The following is an 18,516-nucleotide window of genomic DNA, read 5'->3' on the forward strand; positions in this document are numbered from 1 at the left end:
TCATGGACCTCTTCGCGTACGCGCCCGCGCCCGAGTCCCGGGACGTCGTGGACATCCGGCCGTCCTACGGGCTGTTCGTGGACGGCGCGTTCACCGACGGCGGCGGCGAACCGTTCAAGACCGTCGAGCCCGCGACCGGCGAGGCGCTGGCCGAGGTCGCGTCCGCCGACGCGGCCGACGTGGACCGCGCCGTCGCCGCAGCCCGCCGGGCGTATGAGACGGTCTGGGGTCCGATGTCCGGTCGCGACCGGGCCAAGTATCTGTTCCGGATCGCGCGGATCCTCCAGGAACGGTCGCGCGAACTGGCGGTGCTGGAGTCGATCGACAACGGCAAGCCGATCCGCGAGTCCCGCGACGTGGACCTGCCCCTCGTCGCCGCGCACTTCTTCTACCACGCGGGCTGGGCGGACAAACTCGGGCACGCGGGGTTCGGCGCGGACCCGCGTCCGCTGGGCGTCGCCGCGCAGGTCATCCCGTGGAACTTCCCGCTGCTCATGCTGGCGTGGAAGATCGCTCCGGCGCTCGCGTGCGGGAACACGGTCGTCCTCAAGCCCGCCGAGACGACGCCGCTGACCGCGCTGGCGTTCGCGGACGTCTGCCGCCAGGCCGACCTGCCGCCCGGTGTGGTCAACATCATCACCGGCGCGGGGGAGACCGGACGGCTGCTCGTCGCGCACGACGGCGTCGACAAGGTCGCGTTCACCGGCTCCACCGACGTCGGCCGCGAGATCGCGCGGACCGTCGCCGGGACGCGCAGGCGCCTCACGCTCGAACTCGGCGGCAAGGCCGCGAACATCGTGTTCGACGACGCGCCGCTCGACCAGGCCGTCGAGGGCGTCGTGAACGGGATCTTCTTCAACCAGGGGCACGTGTGCTGCGCGGGGTCGCGCCTGCTCGTCCAGGAGACGGTGGCGGACGAGTTCCTGGAGCGGCTGAAGGCGCGCATGGCCACGCTGCGCGTCGGGGACCCGCTCGACAAGAACACCGACGTCGGCGCGATCAACTCGGCCGCGCAGCTCGCCCGGATCGCCGACCTCGCCGAGGCGGGCGAGCGGGAGGGCGCCGAGCGCTGGTCGCCGCCCTGCGACCTGCCCGGACGCGGCTACTGGTTCGCGCCGACGCTGTTCACCGGCGTCGCGCAGTCGCACCGGATCGCGCGGGAGGAGATCTTCGGGCCCGTCCTGTCGGCGCTGACGTTCCGCACCCCGCAGGAGGCCGTGGAGAAGGCGAACAACACGCCGTACGGGCTGTCGGCGGGCGTCTGGTCGGAGAAGGGCTCGCGGACGCTGTGGGTCGCCGAGCGGCTGCGCGCGGGCGTCGTCTGGGCCAACACGTTCAACAAGTTCGATCCCGCCGCGCCGTTCGGCGGCTACAAGGAGTCCGGCCACGGCCGGGAGGGCGGCCGGCACGGCCTGGAGGCTTACCTTGACATCTGATCAGCGGGTGGACGTGCGCAAGACGTACAAGCTGTTCATCGGGGGCGCGTTCCCCCGGTCGGAGTCGGGCCGGTCGTATCCGGTGACCGGCGCCGAGGGCGGGTTCCTGGCGAACGCGGCGCGGGCGTCGCGCAAGGACGTTCGGGACGCCGTCGTCGCCGCGCGCAAGGCGTTCCCGGGCTGGTCGGCGCGCACCCCGTACAACCGGGGGCAGATCCTGTACCGGATCGCCGAGATGCTGGAGGGGCGGCGGGCGCAGTTCGTCGCCGAGCTGCGCGACGCGGGCCTGGGCAAGGGCGCGGCGGGCGCCGAGGTGGACGCGGCCGTCGACCGCTGGGTCTGGTACGCGGGCTGGGCGGACAAGCTCGCCGCCGTCGCGGGCAACGCCAACCCCGTCGCCGGGCCGTTCTTCACGTTCTCGACGCCCGAGCCCACCGGCGTCGTCGGGTCGGTGGCGCCGGACGGGCCGCTGCTCGACCTCGTGTCCGCGCTGGCCCCGGTGATCGTGTCGGGCAACACGGCGGTCGTCGTGGCGTCCGAGCCCGCGCCGCTCCCGGCGATCACGTTCGCGGAGGTGCTGGCGACGTCCGACCTGCCGGGCGGCGTCGTGAACCTGCTCACCGGCCGCCGCGCGGAGCTGGCGCCGTGGCTCGCCGGGCACATGGACGTCAACGCGCTCGACCTCACCGGCGTCGCCGAGACGGACGTCAAACCGCTCGCCGAGGCCGCCGCGGGCAATCTCAAACGGGTTTTCCGCGACCCCGTCCGGGCGGACGCCGAGGACCCCGGAACCGCCAGAATGCAGGCGTTTCTGGAGATCAAGACGGTCTGGCATCCGGTCGGCGTCTAACCCGAGTTCTGGCGAAACGGGATTAAAGCGGCGCGTGACGTGGAATCAACCACCCGTAACTGATCAACACGGGGGGTAGATCAGTGGCTACCAGGACGAACAGCCGCAGCAAGAGCACGAACCGCACGACGAAGCCCAGCGCGAGGAAGCGGGCGCCGTCCAAGCGGACCAGCGCGGCGGGAAGCACGTCGAGGTCCACGGTCTCGGCCCGCACCACGCGGCCCGCGGCGAAGAAGACCACGACGAGCCGAGCGGGCTCCGCCGCCGCGACCAAGGTCACGGCCGCGGCGACGCAGGCGAAGGCCGCCGCGACGCAGATGAAGTCGGTCGCGAGCAAGACCAACGGCTCGGTCAAGGCGATGACCGCCATGACCAAGGCCATGACCAGCGCGACCAAGGCGATGGCCGACGCCGCCAAGGCGATGAACACCGCCGCCAAGGCGATCTCGACGGGATCGTCGACCACCAGGCCGCGCGCGTCCGCGTCGCGGAGCACGGCCGCCAAACCGAAGACGGCCGCCGCGCGCTCCACCGCGAAGAAACCGACGACGAGCCGGGCGCGCAGCAGCTCGTCCAGCCGGTCGTCGTCGGCGCGGAGCACGACCGCCCGCGCCTCCGGTGGCACACGCGGCTCGTCCTCGCGCGGCAGTCCGGCACGGGCCTCGACACGGGCGCCGGCCCGGGCCTCGACCCGGGCCAAGGCGGGCACGACGCGTCCGAAGGCGAGCACGACGCGTCCGGCCGCGTCCGGCGCGGGCACGAGCCCGCCCGCACGGCCCGCGACGGCCGGCGGCCCGGGGACCGACGTAGGCTCGGCACAACGGCCGGGCGCCGGGAGCCTCGTCGCGGGGCTCGCCGGACGCGGGGGCTGACCCCGCCGCCCGGCGGAACCGACGTGGAGGTGTCATGGACGACGACCAGGAGATCCTGGCCCGCATCGGCGGCTACGTCGCCGAGGAGCAGGAACTGCGCGCCCGGCATCAGCGGGGCGAACTGTCCAACACCGAGGAGCAGGCCCGCATGCGGCGGCTCGAAGAGGAGCTGGACCAGTGCTGGGACCTGCTGCGGCAGCGGCGGGCGCGCCGGGACGCCGGGCAGAACCCGGGCGAGGCGCACTCGCGTCCCGCCGGGGAGGTCGAGGGCTACCTGCAGTGACCGGCCCGCGGGCCGAGCCCGGGTGAGGACCGCTCACCCGGGCTCACGCCTTGCTCACATGCGGTCGGGCGCGGCGATGCCGAGCAGGTCCAGGCCGCGCGCGAGCGTCGCGCGGGTCAGGTCGCACAGCGCCAGCCGGTTCGCCCGGACGGCGTCCTCGGCCTTCAGGACCGGGCACGACTCGTAGAACTCGGTGAACGCCTTGGCCAGGACGAACAGGTAGCCCGCCAGCCGGTGCGGCTCCAGCGTCGCGGCGACCGCGTCCAGGACGGCGCTGAACTCGTCCAGCTGCAGCGCCAGCGCGTGCTCGGCCGGCTCCAGCGTCAGCGCCGTGTCGAAGCGGGCCTTGGCGTCGCCGGCCCGCCGCAGGATCGACGCGATCCGGGTGTGGGTGTACTGGAGGTACACGCCCGTCTGGCCGCTGAACGACACCATCCGCGCGACGTCGAACGCGTAGTCCTTGACGCGTGAAGTGGACAGCTCGGCGTACTTCACCGCGCCGACGCTAGCCACCCGGGCGATCTCGTCCTGCTCGGCGGGGGACAGATCCCGGGCGCCGGGCTGCTCGGCGTCACGCTCGGCGATGACCCGCCGGGCCTGGGCGAGCGCGTCGTCCAGCAGGTCCGCGAGCCGGACGGTGCCGCCCGCGCGCGTCTTGAACGGCCGCCCGTCCGGGCCGTTGATCGTGCCGTTCTTCACGTGGACGGCCTCGACGCCGTCGGGCAGCCAGCCCGCGCGCCGCGCCGCCTTGAAGATCATGTCGAAGTGCTGTGCCTGCCGGGCGTCGACCACGTACAGCAGCCGGGTGCCCTTCAGCTCGTCCACGCTGTACCGGATGGTCGCGAGGTCGGTGGCCGCGTAGCCGAAGCCGCCGTCGCTCTTTTGGACGAGCAGCGGCGCGGGCGCGTCGTCCGGGCCCTTGATGTCGTCGAAGAACACCACCAGCGCGCCCTGGCTCTCCTCCAGCATCCCGTTGCCGCGCAGTTCGGCGACGACGTCGTTGAGCCACGGGTTGTAGAAGGACTCGCCCTTGACGTCGTCGGGCGTCAGCAGCACGCCGAGCCGCGCGTAGACCTGCTGGAACGCCTTCTGCGACTCGGCGACGATCTCCTTCCAGGCCGCGACCGTCTCGGGGTCGCCGCTCTGGAGCGCCACGACGCGCCGCTGGGCGCGCTCCTTGAACGCCGGGTCGGCGTCGAACTCGGCGCGGGCCGTCCGGTACAGCTCGTCCAGCGCGGACACGGCGGTGGCCTGCTCGTCCAGCTCGGCGCCGCGCCAGTGCCGCTCGGGGTGCTCCACGATGTACTGGATCAGCATCCCGAACTGGGTGCCCCAGTCGCCGACGTGGTTCTGCCGGACGACGTCCGCGCCGAGGAAGCCGAGCACGCGGGCCAGCGCGTCACCGATCAGCGTGGACCGCAGGTGCCCGACGTGCATCTCCTTGGCGACGTTCGGCCCGGAGTAGTCCAGGACGACCGTCTCGCCCGCCTGCGACGCGGGCACGCCGAGCCGCGGATCCGCCAGCCGGACGGCCAGCCGGTCCAGCAGGCCCGCGTCGGAGATCGCGATGTTGAGGAAGCCGGGACCGGACACCTCGACCGACTCCAGCCACGTCCCGGTCAGGTGCGCGGCGAGGTCGGCGGCCAGGTCGCGCGGCTTGCGGCCGGTCTTCTTGGCCAGCGGCAGCGCCACGTTGGACTGGAAGTCGGCGTGGTCGGAACGGCGCACCAGCGGGTCCTGCCCGGCCAGTTCGGGGGGCAGCACCGCGCCCATCGCCGCCGTGACGGCGGCCTCCACCTCGTCGGCCAGGGACCGAACCTGCTCGCCCATGTGCGCCTGCAACCTCCTGTACGGGAACTCGTACAGGATAGGCGGAGACGTTCCGTGGCCGTGCGGCCATTACGGCCCGCTCAGGTCGCCGGGTCGGGCTCGGGCGGTTCCTCGGGCAGTGGATCGGGCTCGGGCTCGGGCTGGGGACGGCGGCCGAACCGGGACGTCCGGGTCAGCGCCACCTGTTCGCGGACGCGGTCCACGATCCGTCCGGCCGCCAGCGCGTGCGCCAGCAGGCACGCCGACGTGATGGCCCGTTCCCGCGCCGCGCCGTGCGCGATCACCACGGTGCCGTTCAGGCCGAGCAGGACGCCGCCGCCGTAGGTGTCGGAGTCCAGCCGGTCGCGCAGCTCGGTCAGCCGCCGGCGTTGCAGCAGCGCGCCGACCCGGGCCGTCCGGGACGCGGTCATCGCCGACCGCAGCTCCGCGAACGCCATCCGGACGGTGCCCTCCATCGTCTTCAGCGCGACGTTGCCGGTGAACCCGTCGGTGACGATCACGTCCACCGCGCCGGTGAGCAGGTCGTGGCCCTCAACGTTGCCCGCGAACTCGATGTCGTGGTGGCCGGACGCCAGCAGCTCGTGCGCGCGGCGCGTCACCTTGTCGCCCTTGGCGGGCTCGGCGCCGATCGTCAGCAGGCCGACGCGGGGCCGCGCGAGGCCGAGCCGGATCCGCGCGTACGCGGTGCCGAGCGCGGCGAACTGCAGCAGCGTCTCGGGCTTGACGTCGGCGGTCGCGCCCGCGTCCAGCAGGACGGTCGGGCGCGGCAGCGTCGGCAGCTCCACCGCGATCGCCGGGCGCAGCACGCCCTGCTGGCCCTTGAGCCGCAGCCGGGACGTCGCGACGATCCCCGCCGTGCTGCCCGCCGACACCAGCGCCGACGCCTGCCCCTGCTTGATCAGGTGGCAGGCGATCGCGACGGACGAGCGGGGCTTGCGCCAGCTCGCGAGGGCGCCCTCGCCCATGTCCAGGGCCTCGTCGGCGTGGACGATCGGGATCTCGCCGACGACGCCGTGCCGGTCCAGCTCGCGCCGGATGCGCGGGGCCTGCCCGACGAGCACCAGCCGGACGCCGTGCTCGCGGACCGCCGCCACCGCGCCCGCCACCACCGCGCCGGGCGCGTGGTCGCCGCCCATCGTGTCCACCGCGACCGGCGGCGGACCGCCCACCTCGCGGATCATGGCGGCTCCAGGGTGCGGACGGACGGGTCGGGCGGCTCACCGCATGGTAGGACGTCCGTCCGCCCGGTCCGTCCCCGGTCAGCCCCCGTCGCGGCAGCCCCGGCCGAGGCACGGGACGTTCTGCACGACCGGCGTCCCGCCCACGAGGATCGTGAAGTAGTGGTCCGCCGACTCCTGGTCGCCGGAGCCGATCACGTCCACGGGCTTCTTGGTCGTCGTCACGCCCGAGCAGGTGACGCGCAGGCGCTTCTTCGTCCAGCCGGGCAGGTCGGCGCAGCTCAGCGCGCCGGTCAGGCCGACGCCGCGCGCCTTCAGCTCGGCCGCCGCCGCGGACGGCAGCGCGCCGCGCAGCTTGGCCTGGGTCGGATAGCGGAGTTCCTTGGCCGTCGCCAGCAGCACGCCGGTGACCGCGGCGCCGATGACGGCGAGGGACACGACGCCGATGATCGCGGCTCTCACACGGGTGATCTTCACAGTGGGGTTCGTCACCGGCGGACGAGTCGCCCAAGCCTGGCTTTCCGGATCCGGGGGCGACCCGTTACATGATCAATGATTGCGGTGGACGCAGCCGAGACCCAGACAGTCCTGGCGGAGCACGACGCGGTTCCCGACCGTCACGACGTACTCCTCCAGCGGGTCGGACTGGTCGACGCGGGACGCCCGTCCCGTCACGGTGACGGGCGCGCCGTCGGCCGCGCGGGCGGTGCAGCGGATCGTGAGCGTCTGGCCGCCCGCCCGGACGGGGAACTCGCACTCCGGCCGGGCGCGCAGCGTGATGCCGCGGGCGCGCAGGTCGTCCACGGTGCCGTCGGCGACGGCGTTGCGGTAGGCGCCGTCGGAGATGTGCTGCATGACGCGGCAGCCGCTCGTGCCGAGCGCGACGAGCACCCCGAGCACGACGATCCGCACGACGCGGGAGCCGCCGACGCCGAGGAGCCCGAGCGCGACGATCCGTTTCATCCGGCGGCCTCCCGTACGGCCGCCGCGATCGCGTCCGGCCGGTCGAGCATCACCATGTGGCGGCTGTCGGCCAGCTCGACGCGGACGCCGCGCGGGCTCATCGCGGCGAGCTTGGCGTGGCGGCGCGCCCAGGTCCGCTCGTCGGCGGGGTCCTCGCCGGACGCGGCCGTCAGCACGACCAGCGGGACGGGCGGGAAGTCGGTGCGCGCGCGCAGGTCCAGCAGGTCCGCGGCCATCGGCGCGTAGGCGAGCCATTCGGCGCCGAGCGTGCCGAGCACGGCCGGCCGCGCGTAGACCGAACGGACGATCGACGCCGGGACGCGCGGCACCCGCAGGGCGACGACCCGGAGCACCGCGCGCCGCGCCGCCGGTGCGGCGAGCAGGGGCAGGCCGGTCGCGGCGAGGGCGGCGCCGAGGGGGCGGGTCAGCGGGATCGCCCGCGCGGCGAGCCGCCATCCGACGCCCGGCCTCTCGTCCTCGTAGCTCGGGTCGACGAGCACGACGCCCGCGACCAGGTCGGGGCGCCGCCGCGCCGCCGCCTCGGCGGAGAACGCGCCCATCGAGTGCGCGACGAGCGTCACGGGGCGTCCGGCGCGCTCGGCGAGGGCCTCCAGAAGGTCGGCGTCGCGGTCCAGCGTCGGGGGGCGGCGCGCGGGACGGCTCAGCCCGAGGCCCGGACGGTCCAGGACCGTCACGCGGAACCGGCCGCGCAGCTCGTCCACCACCGCGCGCCAGTCGAACCACGCGCCGCCGAGCCCGGACGTGACCAGCACCGGGGGCGCGCCCGCGCGCCCCGTCTCGGCCACGTGCACGCGTTCCCCGGCGACGTTCACCAGCAGCGTGGCCACGAGGCCGCACCCGCCTTCTCCCGGGGACGTTCGGCGTCCGGCGCGCCGGGCCGCAGCCGGTCGGCGAGCAGCGTCCACGCGACGAGCAGCAGCATCAGGCACAGGATCGAGATCTGCGCGCGCTGGATGATCCCGAGCCACCGGCCGAGGACCATCGCGACCAGCGTCGACGCGCTCGCGACCACCTCGACCAGCGCCAGCGGCCACGCCCACCGCGCGAGCGGCGGCCACCAGTCGTAGCGGCGCGCGGCCAGGCCCAGCAGGAACAGCGCGATGACCGCCATCGTGATGACGGCGGTGCTGGTGACCTCGTGGAAGTCGTGCGCGAACGACAGCGTGCCCGCGCGCTCCCGCAGGGCGCACCAGGTCTCCAGGCTCGGCGCGCAGTCCAGCGGGAAGGACGCGTCGCCGATCGCCGAGACGCCGAACAGGCCGAGGAACATCCAGCCCGCCGTCGCGATCGGACGGCGCCGCAGCGTCAGCAGGGCCGTCACCGACGAGATGATCACCATGACGCCGGTGACGAGGTCGCCCACGTTGTAGACCGCGTGGAACGGTTGGTCTACGGCCGACAACTCGCTGGCGTAGCCGTTGAACGCGTCGAGCTTCGGGCTCAGCCAGGTCTCCAGCGCGAAGCTCGCGTAGGTGACCGCCGAGGCGCCGAGCAGGAGCGCGACGAACAGCGGCGCCCGGCCCGGTCCGTTCCCGCGTCGCACATCGGCCCCCTCGCCCCTGCGTCCCGCTCACTGATCAGTATGGTCCCCGCTCGCGTGTGCCGGTGCCCCGGGGCCGCTCCCTTCACGGTGGGTGACCGGCGGGGCGGTGCCGAATCGTCGTCCCGTCCGTGCGCGGCGGCTCCGCTCGTGCGGCCGTTGACCTGCACTCTCGTGAAATCGCCGGGACAGGTGTTGCGTCGGCGGCGGGGACGGGAGTTTCAATGGGTGTGACCTGGGCCTCGTCCATCACGCTCCGTGACGACGCCCCGGCGATCTTCCCCGCCAAGAGCAAGGAGAAACGACACGTGACTCTGGTGAACGACGCGGTGCCCGCAGCGCGCTCCACCGGTCGCAAGTTCCGCGCCTTCACGGCCCAGCACCTGGAGGAGCTGACGGCCCGCGCCGGGCTGTCCCCGGATGAACGGCTCGCGACACGGGCGGTCGCGACCGTGCTCCCCTTCCGGACCAACGCCTACGTCCTGGACGAGCTGATCGACTGGTCCGCCGCCCCCGACGACCCGATCTACCGGCTGGTGTTCCCGCAGCCGGACATGCTCCCCGCGGCCGACGTCGCGCACCTGTCCGACCTGCTGCGCCGGGAGGCGCCGCGCGCCGAGATCGAGGCCGCCGCGCACGCGGTGCGGATGCGGCTGAACCCGCATCCGGCGGGGCAGCTGGAGCTGAACGTCCCGAACTTCGGCGACGGTCGCGTCCCCGGGATGCAGCACAAATACGACGAGACGGTGCTGTACTTCCCGAAACAGGGCCAGACGTGTCACGCGTACTGCACGTACTGCTTCCGGTGGGCGCAGTTCGTCGGCGAGCCGGACCTCAAGATGGCCGGGAGCGACGTCGAGCAGCTCGTCGCCTACCTCGTCGCGCATCCGCGGGTGACGAGCGTCCTGTTCACCGGCGGCGACGCGATGATCATGGGCGAGCCGGTGCTGCGCCGCTACGTCGAGCCGCTGCTCGCCCTCGACCAGATCGAGTCCGTTCGGATCGGGACCAAGTCGCTGGCCTACTGGCCGCAGAAGTTCGTCACCGACCCGGACGCCGACGCGATGCTGCGGCTGTTCGAGGAGGTCGTCGCGGCGGGCAAGAACCTGGCGTTCATGGCGCACTTCACCCACCCGCGCGAGCTGGAGCCGCTGATGGTGGCCGAGGCGTGCCGCCGCATCCGCGACACCGGCGCGGTCATCCGCACCCAGGCGCCGCTGATCCGCTCCATCAACGACTCCGCCGCCGCGTGGGAGGAGATGTGGCGCACGCAGACGCGGATGGGCCTCGTCCCGTACTACATGTTCGTCGAACGCGACACCGGACCGCGCGACTACTTCGCCGTCCCGCTGGCCCGCGCGCACGAGATCTTCCGCGACGCCTACGCGAACGTCTCCGGCCTCGCCCGCACCGTGCGCGGCCCGTCCATGTCCGCCACGCCCGGGAAGGTCTGCGTGGACGGCGTCACCGAGATCAACGGCGAGAGGGCGTTCGTCCTCCATTTGATCCAGGCCCGCGACGCGTCCCTGGTCGGCCGCCCCTTCTTCGCCCGCTACGACCCCGCAGCGATTTGGCTGGACGACCTCCGCCCCGCCTTCACCGACCGCTTCCCCTTCTGACGGCCCGCCGGGCGGCGCGCCCCCGCGCCGCCCGGCCCCGTCAGCGGGTGCGGCCCCGGGGTTTGAGCGGGGTGGACGGGAGGGGCGGGGCGGGGAGCGCGGGGCCGTCATAGTTGTGGACGGTGCCGAAGCGCGGCGTTCCGTTCGTCCATTCGGTTCGGGCCTCGGCTATTTCCTCGCCGGTGCGGGCCACGAAGTTCCACCACATGACGAGGCGTTCCTCGAACGGCTCGCCGCCCAGGAGCATCAGGGACGCGGCGTCGTCGGTGCGCAGGTGCAGGTCGGACCGGCCGCAGCCCAGGTAGAGCATGGAGCCCGGGTCCAGCGCGACGCCGTCCACGTGGGTCGTGCCGGACATGGTCAGGGCCGCGTACTCGAAGTCCGGTTCCAGAGGGAGGCGGACGTCGGCAGAGGCGTCCAGGCTGAGGTCCAGGCCGACGATCGGGGTGTGGACGGTGCCGGGGGACGTCGCGCCGTCGACTGTGCCGAGGATCACGGTGCCGCGCAGATTGGGCGCGGTCACGGTGGGCAGTTCGGCGTGGTGCTCGAAGCCGGGGGTCGTCGCGCGGGACGCGTCAGGGAGAGCCACCCAGAGTTGAGCGCCCAGCAGCGTCGGGCTGTGCGCGGCGGGGGACTGTTCGGCGTGCGCGATGCCCCGGCCGGCCGTCATCAGGCCGAGTTCGCGCGGGCGGACGAGCTGTTCGCTCCCCACGCTGTCGCGGTGCAGCACCTCGCCCTCGTGCAGCCAGCTCACGGTCTGCAGGCCGATGTGCGGGTGCGGGGGGACCTGCATGCCGGGGAGCGCGGTGATGTCGTCGGGGCCGTAGTGGTCCACGAAGCACCACGCGCCGACCATCCGGCGGCCGAGGTTCGGGAGCAGGCGGCGGACGCGGGTGCTCTCGCCGAGCGCCACCAGCCGGGGCGCCAGCAGTTCGCGGACGGGACGGGCCGCGACGTCCGCCCGTCCGCCGCACTCGCGCAGCGGGGGCCGCCGGTCCAGGTCGCTCATCAGTTCTCCCTTCCGTGAACCGATCATGCCACCGGCGGTCAGGGAGTGTTCAGACTCGGGAGGTACCGTGGCCCGGTTCCGCCCCCCAGCCTCAAGGATCGGTGTCCCTGGCGTGCTCCTCACGAGACCGGCCGTTCTCCCGAAGGCCGAGAAGACGACGTCCCGCGACCCCTACTTCGACAACGCCAAGTTCCTCGCCATCGCCCTCGTGGTGGTCGGCCACGCGTGGGAGCCGCTGCGCACGTCCGGCCTCGGCGGACGGACGCTGGAGGCCGCGCACCTGTTCGTTTACGCGTTCCACCTGCCGGTCTTCAGCCTCATCTGCGGCTACTTCTCGCGCGGCTTCCCCGACGGCCGCGGCAGGACCCGCAAGCTCGTCACCGGCATCGCCGCCCCCTACCTGCTGTTCAGCCTCGGCTACACGCTGCTCGCCGGGTTCCTGGACGGCCACCGCATGGGCTGGGACCCGTTCGAGCCGTTCTACCTGACGTGGTTCCTGCTGGCCCTGCTGATCTGGCGGCTGTCGGTGCCGTTCTGGCTCCAGATCCGCTGCCCGGTGCTCGTCGCGACGGCGGTCTGCGTCCTGTCCGGGCTCGTCACGCTCCCGACGGCCCTCAACACCGCGCAGGTCCTGTCGTTCCTGCCGTTCTTCGTGTTCGGCCTGACCGTCACGCCGGAGAAGCTGGCCGTGCTGCGCCGGCGGGCCGCGCGCTGGACGGGCGCGGCCGTGCTCGTCGCGGGCGCGGTCGTCGCCTACGCCGCCGCCGGACGCGTCGACCCCGAGTGGATCCACTGGCGGCGCAGCTTCGCGCAGCTCGGCGTCGGCGCGTCCCTCGGCACCGGGTACACGCTGGTCGCGCTCGCGGCGGCGGTGACGCTGACGGCGGCGTTCCTCGCGGTCGTCCCGGCCCGGACGACCTGGTTCAGCGGGTTCGGCGCCGCCACCATGTACGCCTACCTGCTGCACGGCATCCCGATCATGTGGATGGCCTACCAGGACTGGTACTACCGGCTCGCGGACTGGCAGATCGTGCTGGTCACCGTCGGGTGCCTGGCGCTGGCGGTGCTGCTGTCGACGCGTCCGGTCAGAGCCGCCACGGCGTGGGCCGTCGAACCCCGGCTGGACTGGCTGTTCCGCCGCCCGAGCCCGGTCAGACCATGACGTTCTTGGACGACGCCGGAGTTTTCCGAGAGGACGCCCCGGGGACGCGCCGTTAGGGAGGCGACAACCGGGGAGGTCGGATGACCGCGGGATGGTACGGAGGCGGCCGGGATCCGTTCGAGGAGCTGCTCGCGCGGTTCTTCGGGGCCGGATCGCCGCGTCCGCCGGTCGAGCGGGTCAACATCGCGCGGCTGATGAGCGAACCGGCGCGCGAGCTGGTCCGGGACGCGGCGGCGCAGGCCGCGCAGTGGGGCAGCCCCGACCTCGACACCGACCACCTGCTGTGGGCGGCGACGCGGCAGCAGGGCACCCGGCAGTGGCTGGAGCGGGCCGGCGCGGACGCCGACGCGCTCGCGGCCGAGGTGGAGCGGACGTCCCGGCGCGCCGAGCCGAGCGAGTCGCCGCCGGTGCTGACGCCGTCCGCCAAGCGGGTGCTGCTGGACGCGCGGCAGATCTCGCAGGCGCTCGGGTCGTCCTACATCGGCCCCGAGCACCTGGTGTTCGCGCTGGCGCTGAACGCCGAGTCGCCGGGCGGCCGGATCCTCGGCAACGCGCGGATCACGCCGGAGTCGCTGCAGAACGCGGCGGCCCCGCCCCCGCCCGGCGGCGGCGTGCCGCGCGACTCGACCACGCCGACGCTGGACGAGTACGGCCGCGACCTGACCGCGCTCGCCCACGAGGGCCGCATCGACCCGGTGATCGGACGCGAGGCCGAGATCGAGCAGACCGTCGAGGTCCTGTCGCGCCGGACGAAGAACAACCCGGTGCTGATCGGCGACCCCGGCGTCGGCAAGACCGCCATCGCCGAGGGCCTGGCCCAGCGGATCATCGACGACGAGGTCCCGGACACGCTGCGCGGCAAGCGGCTCGTCCAGCTCGACCTCGGCGGCGTCGTCGCGGGGACGCGCTACCGGGGCGACTTCGAGGAGCGGGTCAAGAAGATCATGGACGAGATCCGCGCCCACTCCGGCGAGATGATCGTCTTCATCGACGAGCTGCACACGATCGTCGGCGCGGGCGGCGGCGAGGGCTCGATGGACGCCGGGAACATGCTGAAGCCCGCCCTCGCGCGCGGCGAACTGCACGTCATCGGCGCCACGACCATCGACGAGTACCGCAAGAACATCGAGAAGGACGCCGCGCTGGAGCGCCGGTTCCAGCCGATCCTGGTGCCCGAGCCGAACGCCGACGACACCGTCGAGATCCTGCGCGGCCTGCGCGACCGGTACGAGGCGCACCACCAGGTCCGGTTCTCCGACCAGGCGCTCGTCGCGGCCGTGGACCTGTCCAGCCGCTACCTCACCGACCGGTTCCTGCCGGACAAGGCCATCGACCTCATCGACCAGGCGGGGGCGCGCGTCCGGCTGCGCAGCGGACGGCGCGGCGGCGACCAGCGCGACATCGAACGCCGGCTGGACCGGCGGCGCCGCGAGAAGGACCAGGCCGTCGCGGACGAGGACTACGAGAAGGCGTCCGCGCTCCGCGACGAGATCCAGGAGCTGCGGCGGCGGCTGACCAGCGACGAGACCGAGCCGGAGGCGGCCGTCCCGGAGGTGACGACCGAGGACATCGCCGAGGTGGTCTCGCGGATCTCGGGCGTCCCGGTCGCGCAGCTCACCCGCGAGGAGCGCGACCGGCTGCTGGACCTCGAAGGGCACCTGCACCAGCGCGTCATCGGGCAGGACGACGCGGTCCGGGCGGTGGCGCGGGCTGTCCGGCGGTCGCGGGCGGGGATGGGCGACCCGGACCGTCCGATCGGCGGGTTCCTGTTCCTCGGGCCGACCGGCGTCGGCAAGACCGAGCTGGCGCGGGCGCTCGCCGAGGCGCTGTTCGGCAGCGAGGACCGGATGATCCGGTTCGACATGAGCGAGTTCCAGGAGCGGCACACCGTCAGCCGCCTCATGGGCGCGCCGCCCGGCTACATCGGGTACGAGGAGGCCGGGCAGCTCACCGAGGCCGTCCGGCGGCGGCCGTACTCGGTGATCCTGCTGGACGAGATCGAGAAGGCGCACCAGGACGTGTTCAACGTCCTGCTCCAGCTCCTGGACGACGGCCGCCTCACCGACGCGCAGGGCCGCACCGTCGACTTCCGCAACACCGTCGTGATCATGACGAGCAACCTCGGCTCGGAGATCATCACCGGCCGGCAGGCGCCCGGGTTCGGCGCGGTCGGCGGGGACGACGCCGGGGAGTCGATGCGCGACCAGGTCATGCGGCGGCTGCGCGAGGAGTTCCGGCCCGAGTTCCTGAACCGCATCGACGACATCATCGTCTTCCAGCGGCTCGGCGCCGAGGAGCTGCGGCAGATCACCGACCTGCTGCTCGAAGAGACGCGCCGCCGCCTGCGGGGCCAGGACCTCACGATCGAGTTCACGCCCGAGGCGGTCGACTGGCTCTCCGAACGCGGCTACCAGCCCGACTTCGGCGCGCGTCCGCTCCGCCGGACGATCCAGCGCGAGGTGGACGACCGCCTGTCGGACCTGCTGCTGTCGGGCGAACTGGAACCCGGCCAGCACGTGACGGTCGCCGCGTCCGACCGGGGCCTGGAGGTCAAGGCGACGACGCCCGCCTGACCGCGGGCGCCCGCGTCCGTCCGGGACGGACCACTGAACGCCCGCGTCAGCCTCGGCGGCCGGGCGCCGGAACGCGCGCGTCAGCCCGGGCGGGCGGACGCCGGAACGCCCGCGTCCGTCGGGGCGGTCGACGGACGCGGGCGGGCTTTCAGGGGCAGGTCGTGGCGAGGGGGCCGCCGTCCAGGGCGGACGCGATGAGCTGCTGCGTCGCGCCGTCGACCGGCTCGTCGGCGTGGCTCACCGAGCGGCCCGGGCAGAACGACTGGATGCTCGCGTTCGTCGCGCCGGGCAGGGCGGTCTTCTCGCCCGTGCCGCTGTCGGTGTACAGGTGGTAGGCGGGCAGCCCGGCCGGGACGGCGGGGGCCGTGTTGAGCTGGGTCAGGAACGCCGAGCCCGGCGTCATGTCGCGGCAGCCCTGGTAGAGGGAGCAGAGCGTCCCGGCCCAGTCGCCCTCCTCGGGCGTGCCGACGTCCACGTAAGTGCCGACCTGGCCGAGGCCGCCGAGGAACTTGACGTAGTGCCGCTCGGCGAGCCCGCCCATCGAGTGCCCGACCAGGTCGACCCGCGCGGCGCCGGTCTCCTGGCGGATCTGCGTGACCTTGTCGGCGACGGCCTGCGCGGAGTCGGGGATGGCGGCGGTTCCGCTCGGGTTGCCGAGCAGGACCATCGAGTACGCGGTGAAGCCCTGGGACGCCAGCCAGGACCGCAGGCCCTCCAGCTTCGTCGTGTCGGCTGCGTAGCCGCCGATCACGAGGACGGGATTGCGCGCGTCCGCGCGGGCCGGGGCGGGGAAGAACGCCAGCAGCGCGACGAGAAGTAAGGGCAGGGCTCGTGCTGTCGTGCGTCGAGACACGGCGGGCCTTTCGTGGGGAGCGTGTGCGAACACAGGTTCGCATCCGGGTACGACAGGACCAGTCTCCGGCGGGGCGGGCCCGGAGATCATCGGCCGAAGGTCTACCGGCGGCGCGACCTTGGTCGCGTCGGGGGCGGGAGGGCTCAGACGGGCAGGGCGTAGCGGCCGTCGTCGAGCGGGTCGACGAGGCCGTCGGCGATGAGGCCGTCTAGGGCGCGTTCGCGTTGCACGGGGTCCGCCCAGACGATGTCCAGCGCGCCCTTCTCCACCGGCGCGGGCGCGTCGCGGAGCACGGCGAGCAGCCGCCCCCGGCACTGCCGGTCGGTGCCCGCGTAGGTCTGGCCGACGCGGGGCGGACCGTCGTAGGCCGGACGTCCCGCCGCCTGCCAGGCGCAGCGGTCCAGGACGGGGCAGTCCACGCAGCGCGGCGACCGGGCCGTGCAGACCAGCGCGCCCAGCTCCATCACCGCGACCGACCAGCGCGCGGCCGTCGGCGGATCGACCGGCAGCAGCGCCTCGGCGAGGGCGACCTCCGCGCGCGTCTGCGCCTTGGGCGGGTACTCCACGCCCGTCCGCATCCGCGCGAGGACGCGCCGGACGTTGGTGTCCAGCACCGCGTGCCGCTGCCGGTAGGCGAAGCTCGCCACGGCCGCCGCCGTGTACGCGCCGATGCCGGGCAGCGCGAGCAGCTCCGCGTGGACGTCGGGGACCTCGCCGCCGTGCCGCTCCACGATCGCCTGCGCGGCGGCGTGCAGCCGCAGCGCGCGGCGGGGGTAGCCGAGCCGTCCCCACGCCCGCACGGCCTCGCCGGACGGTTCGGCGGCCAGCGCGGCGGGGGTGGGCCAGCGCCGCAGCCACTCGTGCCAGACGGGCAGGACGCGCTTCACCGGCGTCTGCTGCAACATGATCTCGCTGACCAGCACGCCCCACGGCGTCGCGTCCGCCGTCCGCCACGGGAGGTCCCGGGCGTTCGCCGCGTACCAGTCGAGGATCGGCGCGGTGATCAGATGAGCGGGGGTGTCCATCGGGGAGTCATTGTGGCACGGCGCGCCGCCGCCCCTCGAAGATCCACCCGAATGCATACTGCATGCATGTCCACGGACACTGACAGTGACAAGACGCCGGACGAGTACTGGAAGCGGCGCGCCGTCGTGCTCGGCGGGATGCTCGCCGCCGTCGGGCTGCTGGCCTGGGGCTGCTCGGCCGGGACGGGCCCGGACCGGCCCGTGCGGGACGCCGCCGCGCTCGCCTCCGCGTCCCCGGCGGCCCCGACGGCGCTACCGACGGTGACCGTCACCGCGCAGGTCACCCGGACCGCCGCGCCCCGCCGTCGCGCCGGCGACGCCTGCGACCGCAAGGACGTCGTGGTCGACCTGGCCGTGTCGCGGACCGTCTACGGGCGCAAGGACCGGCCGGAGCTGCGGCTCACCGCCGTGAACACCGGCGCCGCCGCGTGCCGGTTCGCCACGGGGCCGAAGGCGCTGGACGTCCGGATCTCGTCCGGGTCCGACCGCGTCTGGACGGCGTCCTGGTGCGCGCGCGGGGACGCGAGCCCGCGCCTGCTGCGCCGGGGCATCCCGTACGTCCGCACGCTGACCTGGGACCGGCGCCGCTCGTCCGGCCGCTGCGGCGGCTCGCGTCCGGCGGCGCGCCCGGGCACCTACGTGGCCGAGCTGGTCGCCCCGGGCCTCAAGGCGAAGCGCCAGGTCTTCGCGCTGCGCTAGACGGTCGGCCGGGGCTTGGGCGCGGCGTGGGCGGAGCTGAGCGCGAGGACGGCCACGCCCTGCCCGGCCAGCTCGGTCGCCGCGCGGCGGGTCAGCGCGGCCACGGCGGCCCACAGCGCGGTGGCGGGCGACGTCGCGGGCGTCGGGAACGCCGGGACGGGCGCCAGGTTCACGATCATCCCGCCGGTGCCCAGCTCGGCCATCTGCGCGCCGAACAGCCGGCAGCCGAGCGCGGCGCCGGCCAGGTTGCGGCGGGCGCGGGCCGTCCAGTCGGCGGACGTCAGGCCGATCGCGGTGTTGTTGACGACGACGTCCGGCGGGCCGGTCAGGTCCTCGATCTCGCCCGCGAACGCGGCCATCGAGCGGGCGTCGCCGATGTCGACCGTCACGGGGAAGGCGTCCGGGCCGAACGTCTCGGCGAGCGCGGCCGTGCGGATCGCCGCCTCCAGGTCGATGTCGGCGGCCACCACCTGCGCGCCGCGCGCGGCGAACGTCAGCGCGGCCAGGCGCCCGACCCCGCCGCCCGCTCCGGTCACGACGACGGTCCGGCCGTCCAGCCGGCCATGGCTGCCGCCGGACGCCCCCGGGTCGACCCGCATCCCG

At 73.9% G+C, this 18,516-nt stretch carries 18 protein-coding genes; 7 read left to right on the top strand and 11 right to left on the bottom strand.

The genetic code is table 11. The annotated features are described in order from the left end of the window. The first annotated feature begins 2 nt into the window (after positions 1–2). Complete coding sequence (locus GQ466_RS00070) at positions 3–1,436, top strand: aldehyde dehydrogenase family protein (RefSeq protein WP_161100741.1); 1,434 nt, start codon at positions 3–5, stop codon at positions 1,434–1,436. A gap of 7 nt (positions 1,437–1,443) precedes the next feature. Beyond that, positions 1,444–2,286: an aldehyde dehydrogenase family protein gene (locus GQ466_RS00075; protein WP_378186586.1), complete on the top strand. Its 843-nt coding sequence runs from the start codon at positions 1,444–1,446 to the stop codon at positions 2,284–2,286. Positions 2,287–2,308: 22 nt separating this feature from the next. On the opposite strand, the gene GQ466_RS00080 is transcribed toward GQ466_RS00075, so the two are convergent. Then, on the bottom strand, positions 2,309–3,046 hold the full coding sequence (locus GQ466_RS00080; protein WP_161100743.1) for a hypothetical protein: 738 nt from the start codon (positions 3,044–3,046) through the stop codon (positions 2,309–2,311). Between the two features lie 146 nt (positions 3,047–3,192). Here GQ466_RS00080 and GQ466_RS00085 point away from each other — a divergent pair, with 146 nt between their 5' ends. Beyond that, complete coding sequence (locus GQ466_RS00085) at positions 3,193–3,441, top strand: DUF2630 family protein (RefSeq protein ID WP_103564561.1); 249 nt, start codon at positions 3,193–3,195, stop codon at positions 3,439–3,441. 54 nt (positions 3,442–3,495) lie between these two features. Here GQ466_RS00085 and argS read toward each other — a convergent pair whose 3' ends face one another. The 6 genes from argS to GQ466_RS00115 form a co-directional block, all read right to left on the bottom strand. Then, on the bottom strand, positions 3,496–5,271 hold the full coding sequence (gene argS / locus GQ466_RS00090) for an arginine--tRNA ligase (protein WP_161100744.1): 1,776 nt from the start codon (positions 5,269–5,271) through the stop codon (positions 3,496–3,498). Positions 5,272–5,351: 80 nt separating this feature from the next. Further along, complete coding sequence (gene plsX / locus GQ466_RS00095; protein WP_237417562.1) at positions 5,352–6,452, bottom strand: phosphate acyltransferase PlsX; 1,101 nt, start codon at positions 6,450–6,452, stop codon at positions 5,352–5,354. A gap of 78 nt (positions 6,453–6,530) precedes the next feature. Then, complete coding sequence (locus GQ466_RS00100) at positions 6,531–6,911, bottom strand: hypothetical protein (protein ID WP_161100745.1); 381 nt, start codon at positions 6,909–6,911, stop codon at positions 6,531–6,533. An 87-nt stretch (positions 6,912–6,998) separates the two neighbouring features. Next, entirely contained in the window at positions 6,999–7,412 is a 414-nt protein-coding gene (locus GQ466_RS00105; RefSeq protein ID WP_202419907.1) for a hypothetical protein, read from the bottom strand. Beyond that, positions 7,409–8,260 (bottom strand): alpha/beta fold hydrolase, encoded by an 852-nt coding sequence (locus GQ466_RS00110; RefSeq protein WP_161100746.1) that lies wholly within the window; start codon positions 8,258–8,260, stop codon positions 7,409–7,411. The genes GQ466_RS00105 and GQ466_RS00110 overlap by 4 nt, the downstream gene beginning before the upstream one ends. Then, on the bottom strand, positions 8,242–8,976 hold the full coding sequence (locus tag GQ466_RS00115) for a DUF998 domain-containing protein (RefSeq protein WP_161100747.1): 735 nt from the start codon (positions 8,974–8,976) through the stop codon (positions 8,242–8,244). The genes GQ466_RS00110 and GQ466_RS00115 overlap by 19 nt, the downstream gene beginning before the upstream one ends. 305 nt (positions 8,977–9,281) lie before the next feature. On the opposite strand from GQ466_RS00115, the gene GQ466_RS00120 reads away from it, so the two are divergent. Beyond that, positions 9,282–10,592 (top strand): lysine 2,3-aminomutase, encoded by a 1,311-nt coding sequence (locus GQ466_RS00120; RefSeq protein ID WP_161100748.1) that lies wholly within the window; start codon positions 9,282–9,284, stop codon positions 10,590–10,592. 40 nt (positions 10,593–10,632) lie between these two features. Here the strand turns inward: GQ466_RS00120 and GQ466_RS00125 are convergent, their stop codons facing one another. After that, entirely contained in the window at positions 10,633–11,601 is a 969-nt protein-coding gene (locus tag GQ466_RS00125) for a pirin family protein (protein WP_161100749.1), read from the bottom strand. 112 nt (positions 11,602–11,713) lie between these two features. On the opposite strand from GQ466_RS00125, the gene GQ466_RS00130 reads away from it, so the two are divergent. Then, complete coding sequence (locus GQ466_RS00130) at positions 11,714–12,763, top strand: acyltransferase family protein (protein ID WP_161100750.1); 1,050 nt, start codon at positions 11,714–11,716, stop codon at positions 12,761–12,763. Between the two features lie 80 nt (positions 12,764–12,843). Then, positions 12,844–15,336, top strand: coding sequence for an ATP-dependent Clp protease ATP-binding subunit (locus GQ466_RS00135; RefSeq protein WP_161100751.1), 2,493 nt, complete (start codon positions 12,844–12,846; stop codon positions 15,334–15,336). A 148-nt stretch (positions 15,337–15,484) separates the two neighbouring features. Here the strand turns inward: GQ466_RS00135 and GQ466_RS00140 are convergent, their stop codons facing one another. Together GQ466_RS00140 and GQ466_RS00145 are read right to left on the bottom strand one after the other, a co-directional pair. Further along, positions 15,485–16,189 carry a lipase family alpha/beta hydrolase gene (locus tag GQ466_RS00140; RefSeq protein WP_337193250.1) on the bottom strand — a complete coding sequence of 235 codons (705 nt, stop codon included), beginning with the start codon at positions 16,187–16,189 and terminating at the stop codon, positions 15,485–15,487. A 143-nt stretch (positions 16,190–16,332) separates the two neighbouring features. Further along, positions 16,333–17,214 (bottom strand): HhH-GPD family protein, encoded by an 882-nt coding sequence (locus GQ466_RS00145; protein ID WP_161100752.1) that lies wholly within the window; start codon positions 17,212–17,214, stop codon positions 16,333–16,335. Positions 17,215–17,280: 66 nt separating this feature from the next. On the opposite strand from GQ466_RS00145, the gene GQ466_RS00150 reads away from it, so the two are divergent. Beyond that, entirely contained in the window at positions 17,281–17,913 is a 633-nt protein-coding gene (locus tag GQ466_RS00150) for a hypothetical protein (RefSeq protein ID WP_161100753.1), read from the top strand. On the opposite strand, the gene GQ466_RS00155 is transcribed toward GQ466_RS00150, so the two are convergent. After that, the gene (locus GQ466_RS00155) at positions 17,910–18,512 is read right to left on the bottom strand and encodes an SDR family NAD(P)-dependent oxidoreductase (protein ID WP_161100754.1); all 603 of its coding nucleotides are present in this window, start codon (positions 18,510–18,512) and stop codon (positions 17,910–17,912) included. The two genes, GQ466_RS00150 and GQ466_RS00155, sit on opposite strands and share 4 nt — an antisense overlap. Between the last annotated feature and the right edge of the window lie 4 nt (positions 18,513–18,516).

Source organism: Actinomadura rayongensis, assembly GCF_009831215.1.
Taxonomy (GTDB): domain Bacteria; phylum Actinomycetota; class Actinomycetes; order Streptosporangiales; family Streptosporangiaceae; genus Spirillospora; species Spirillospora rayongensis.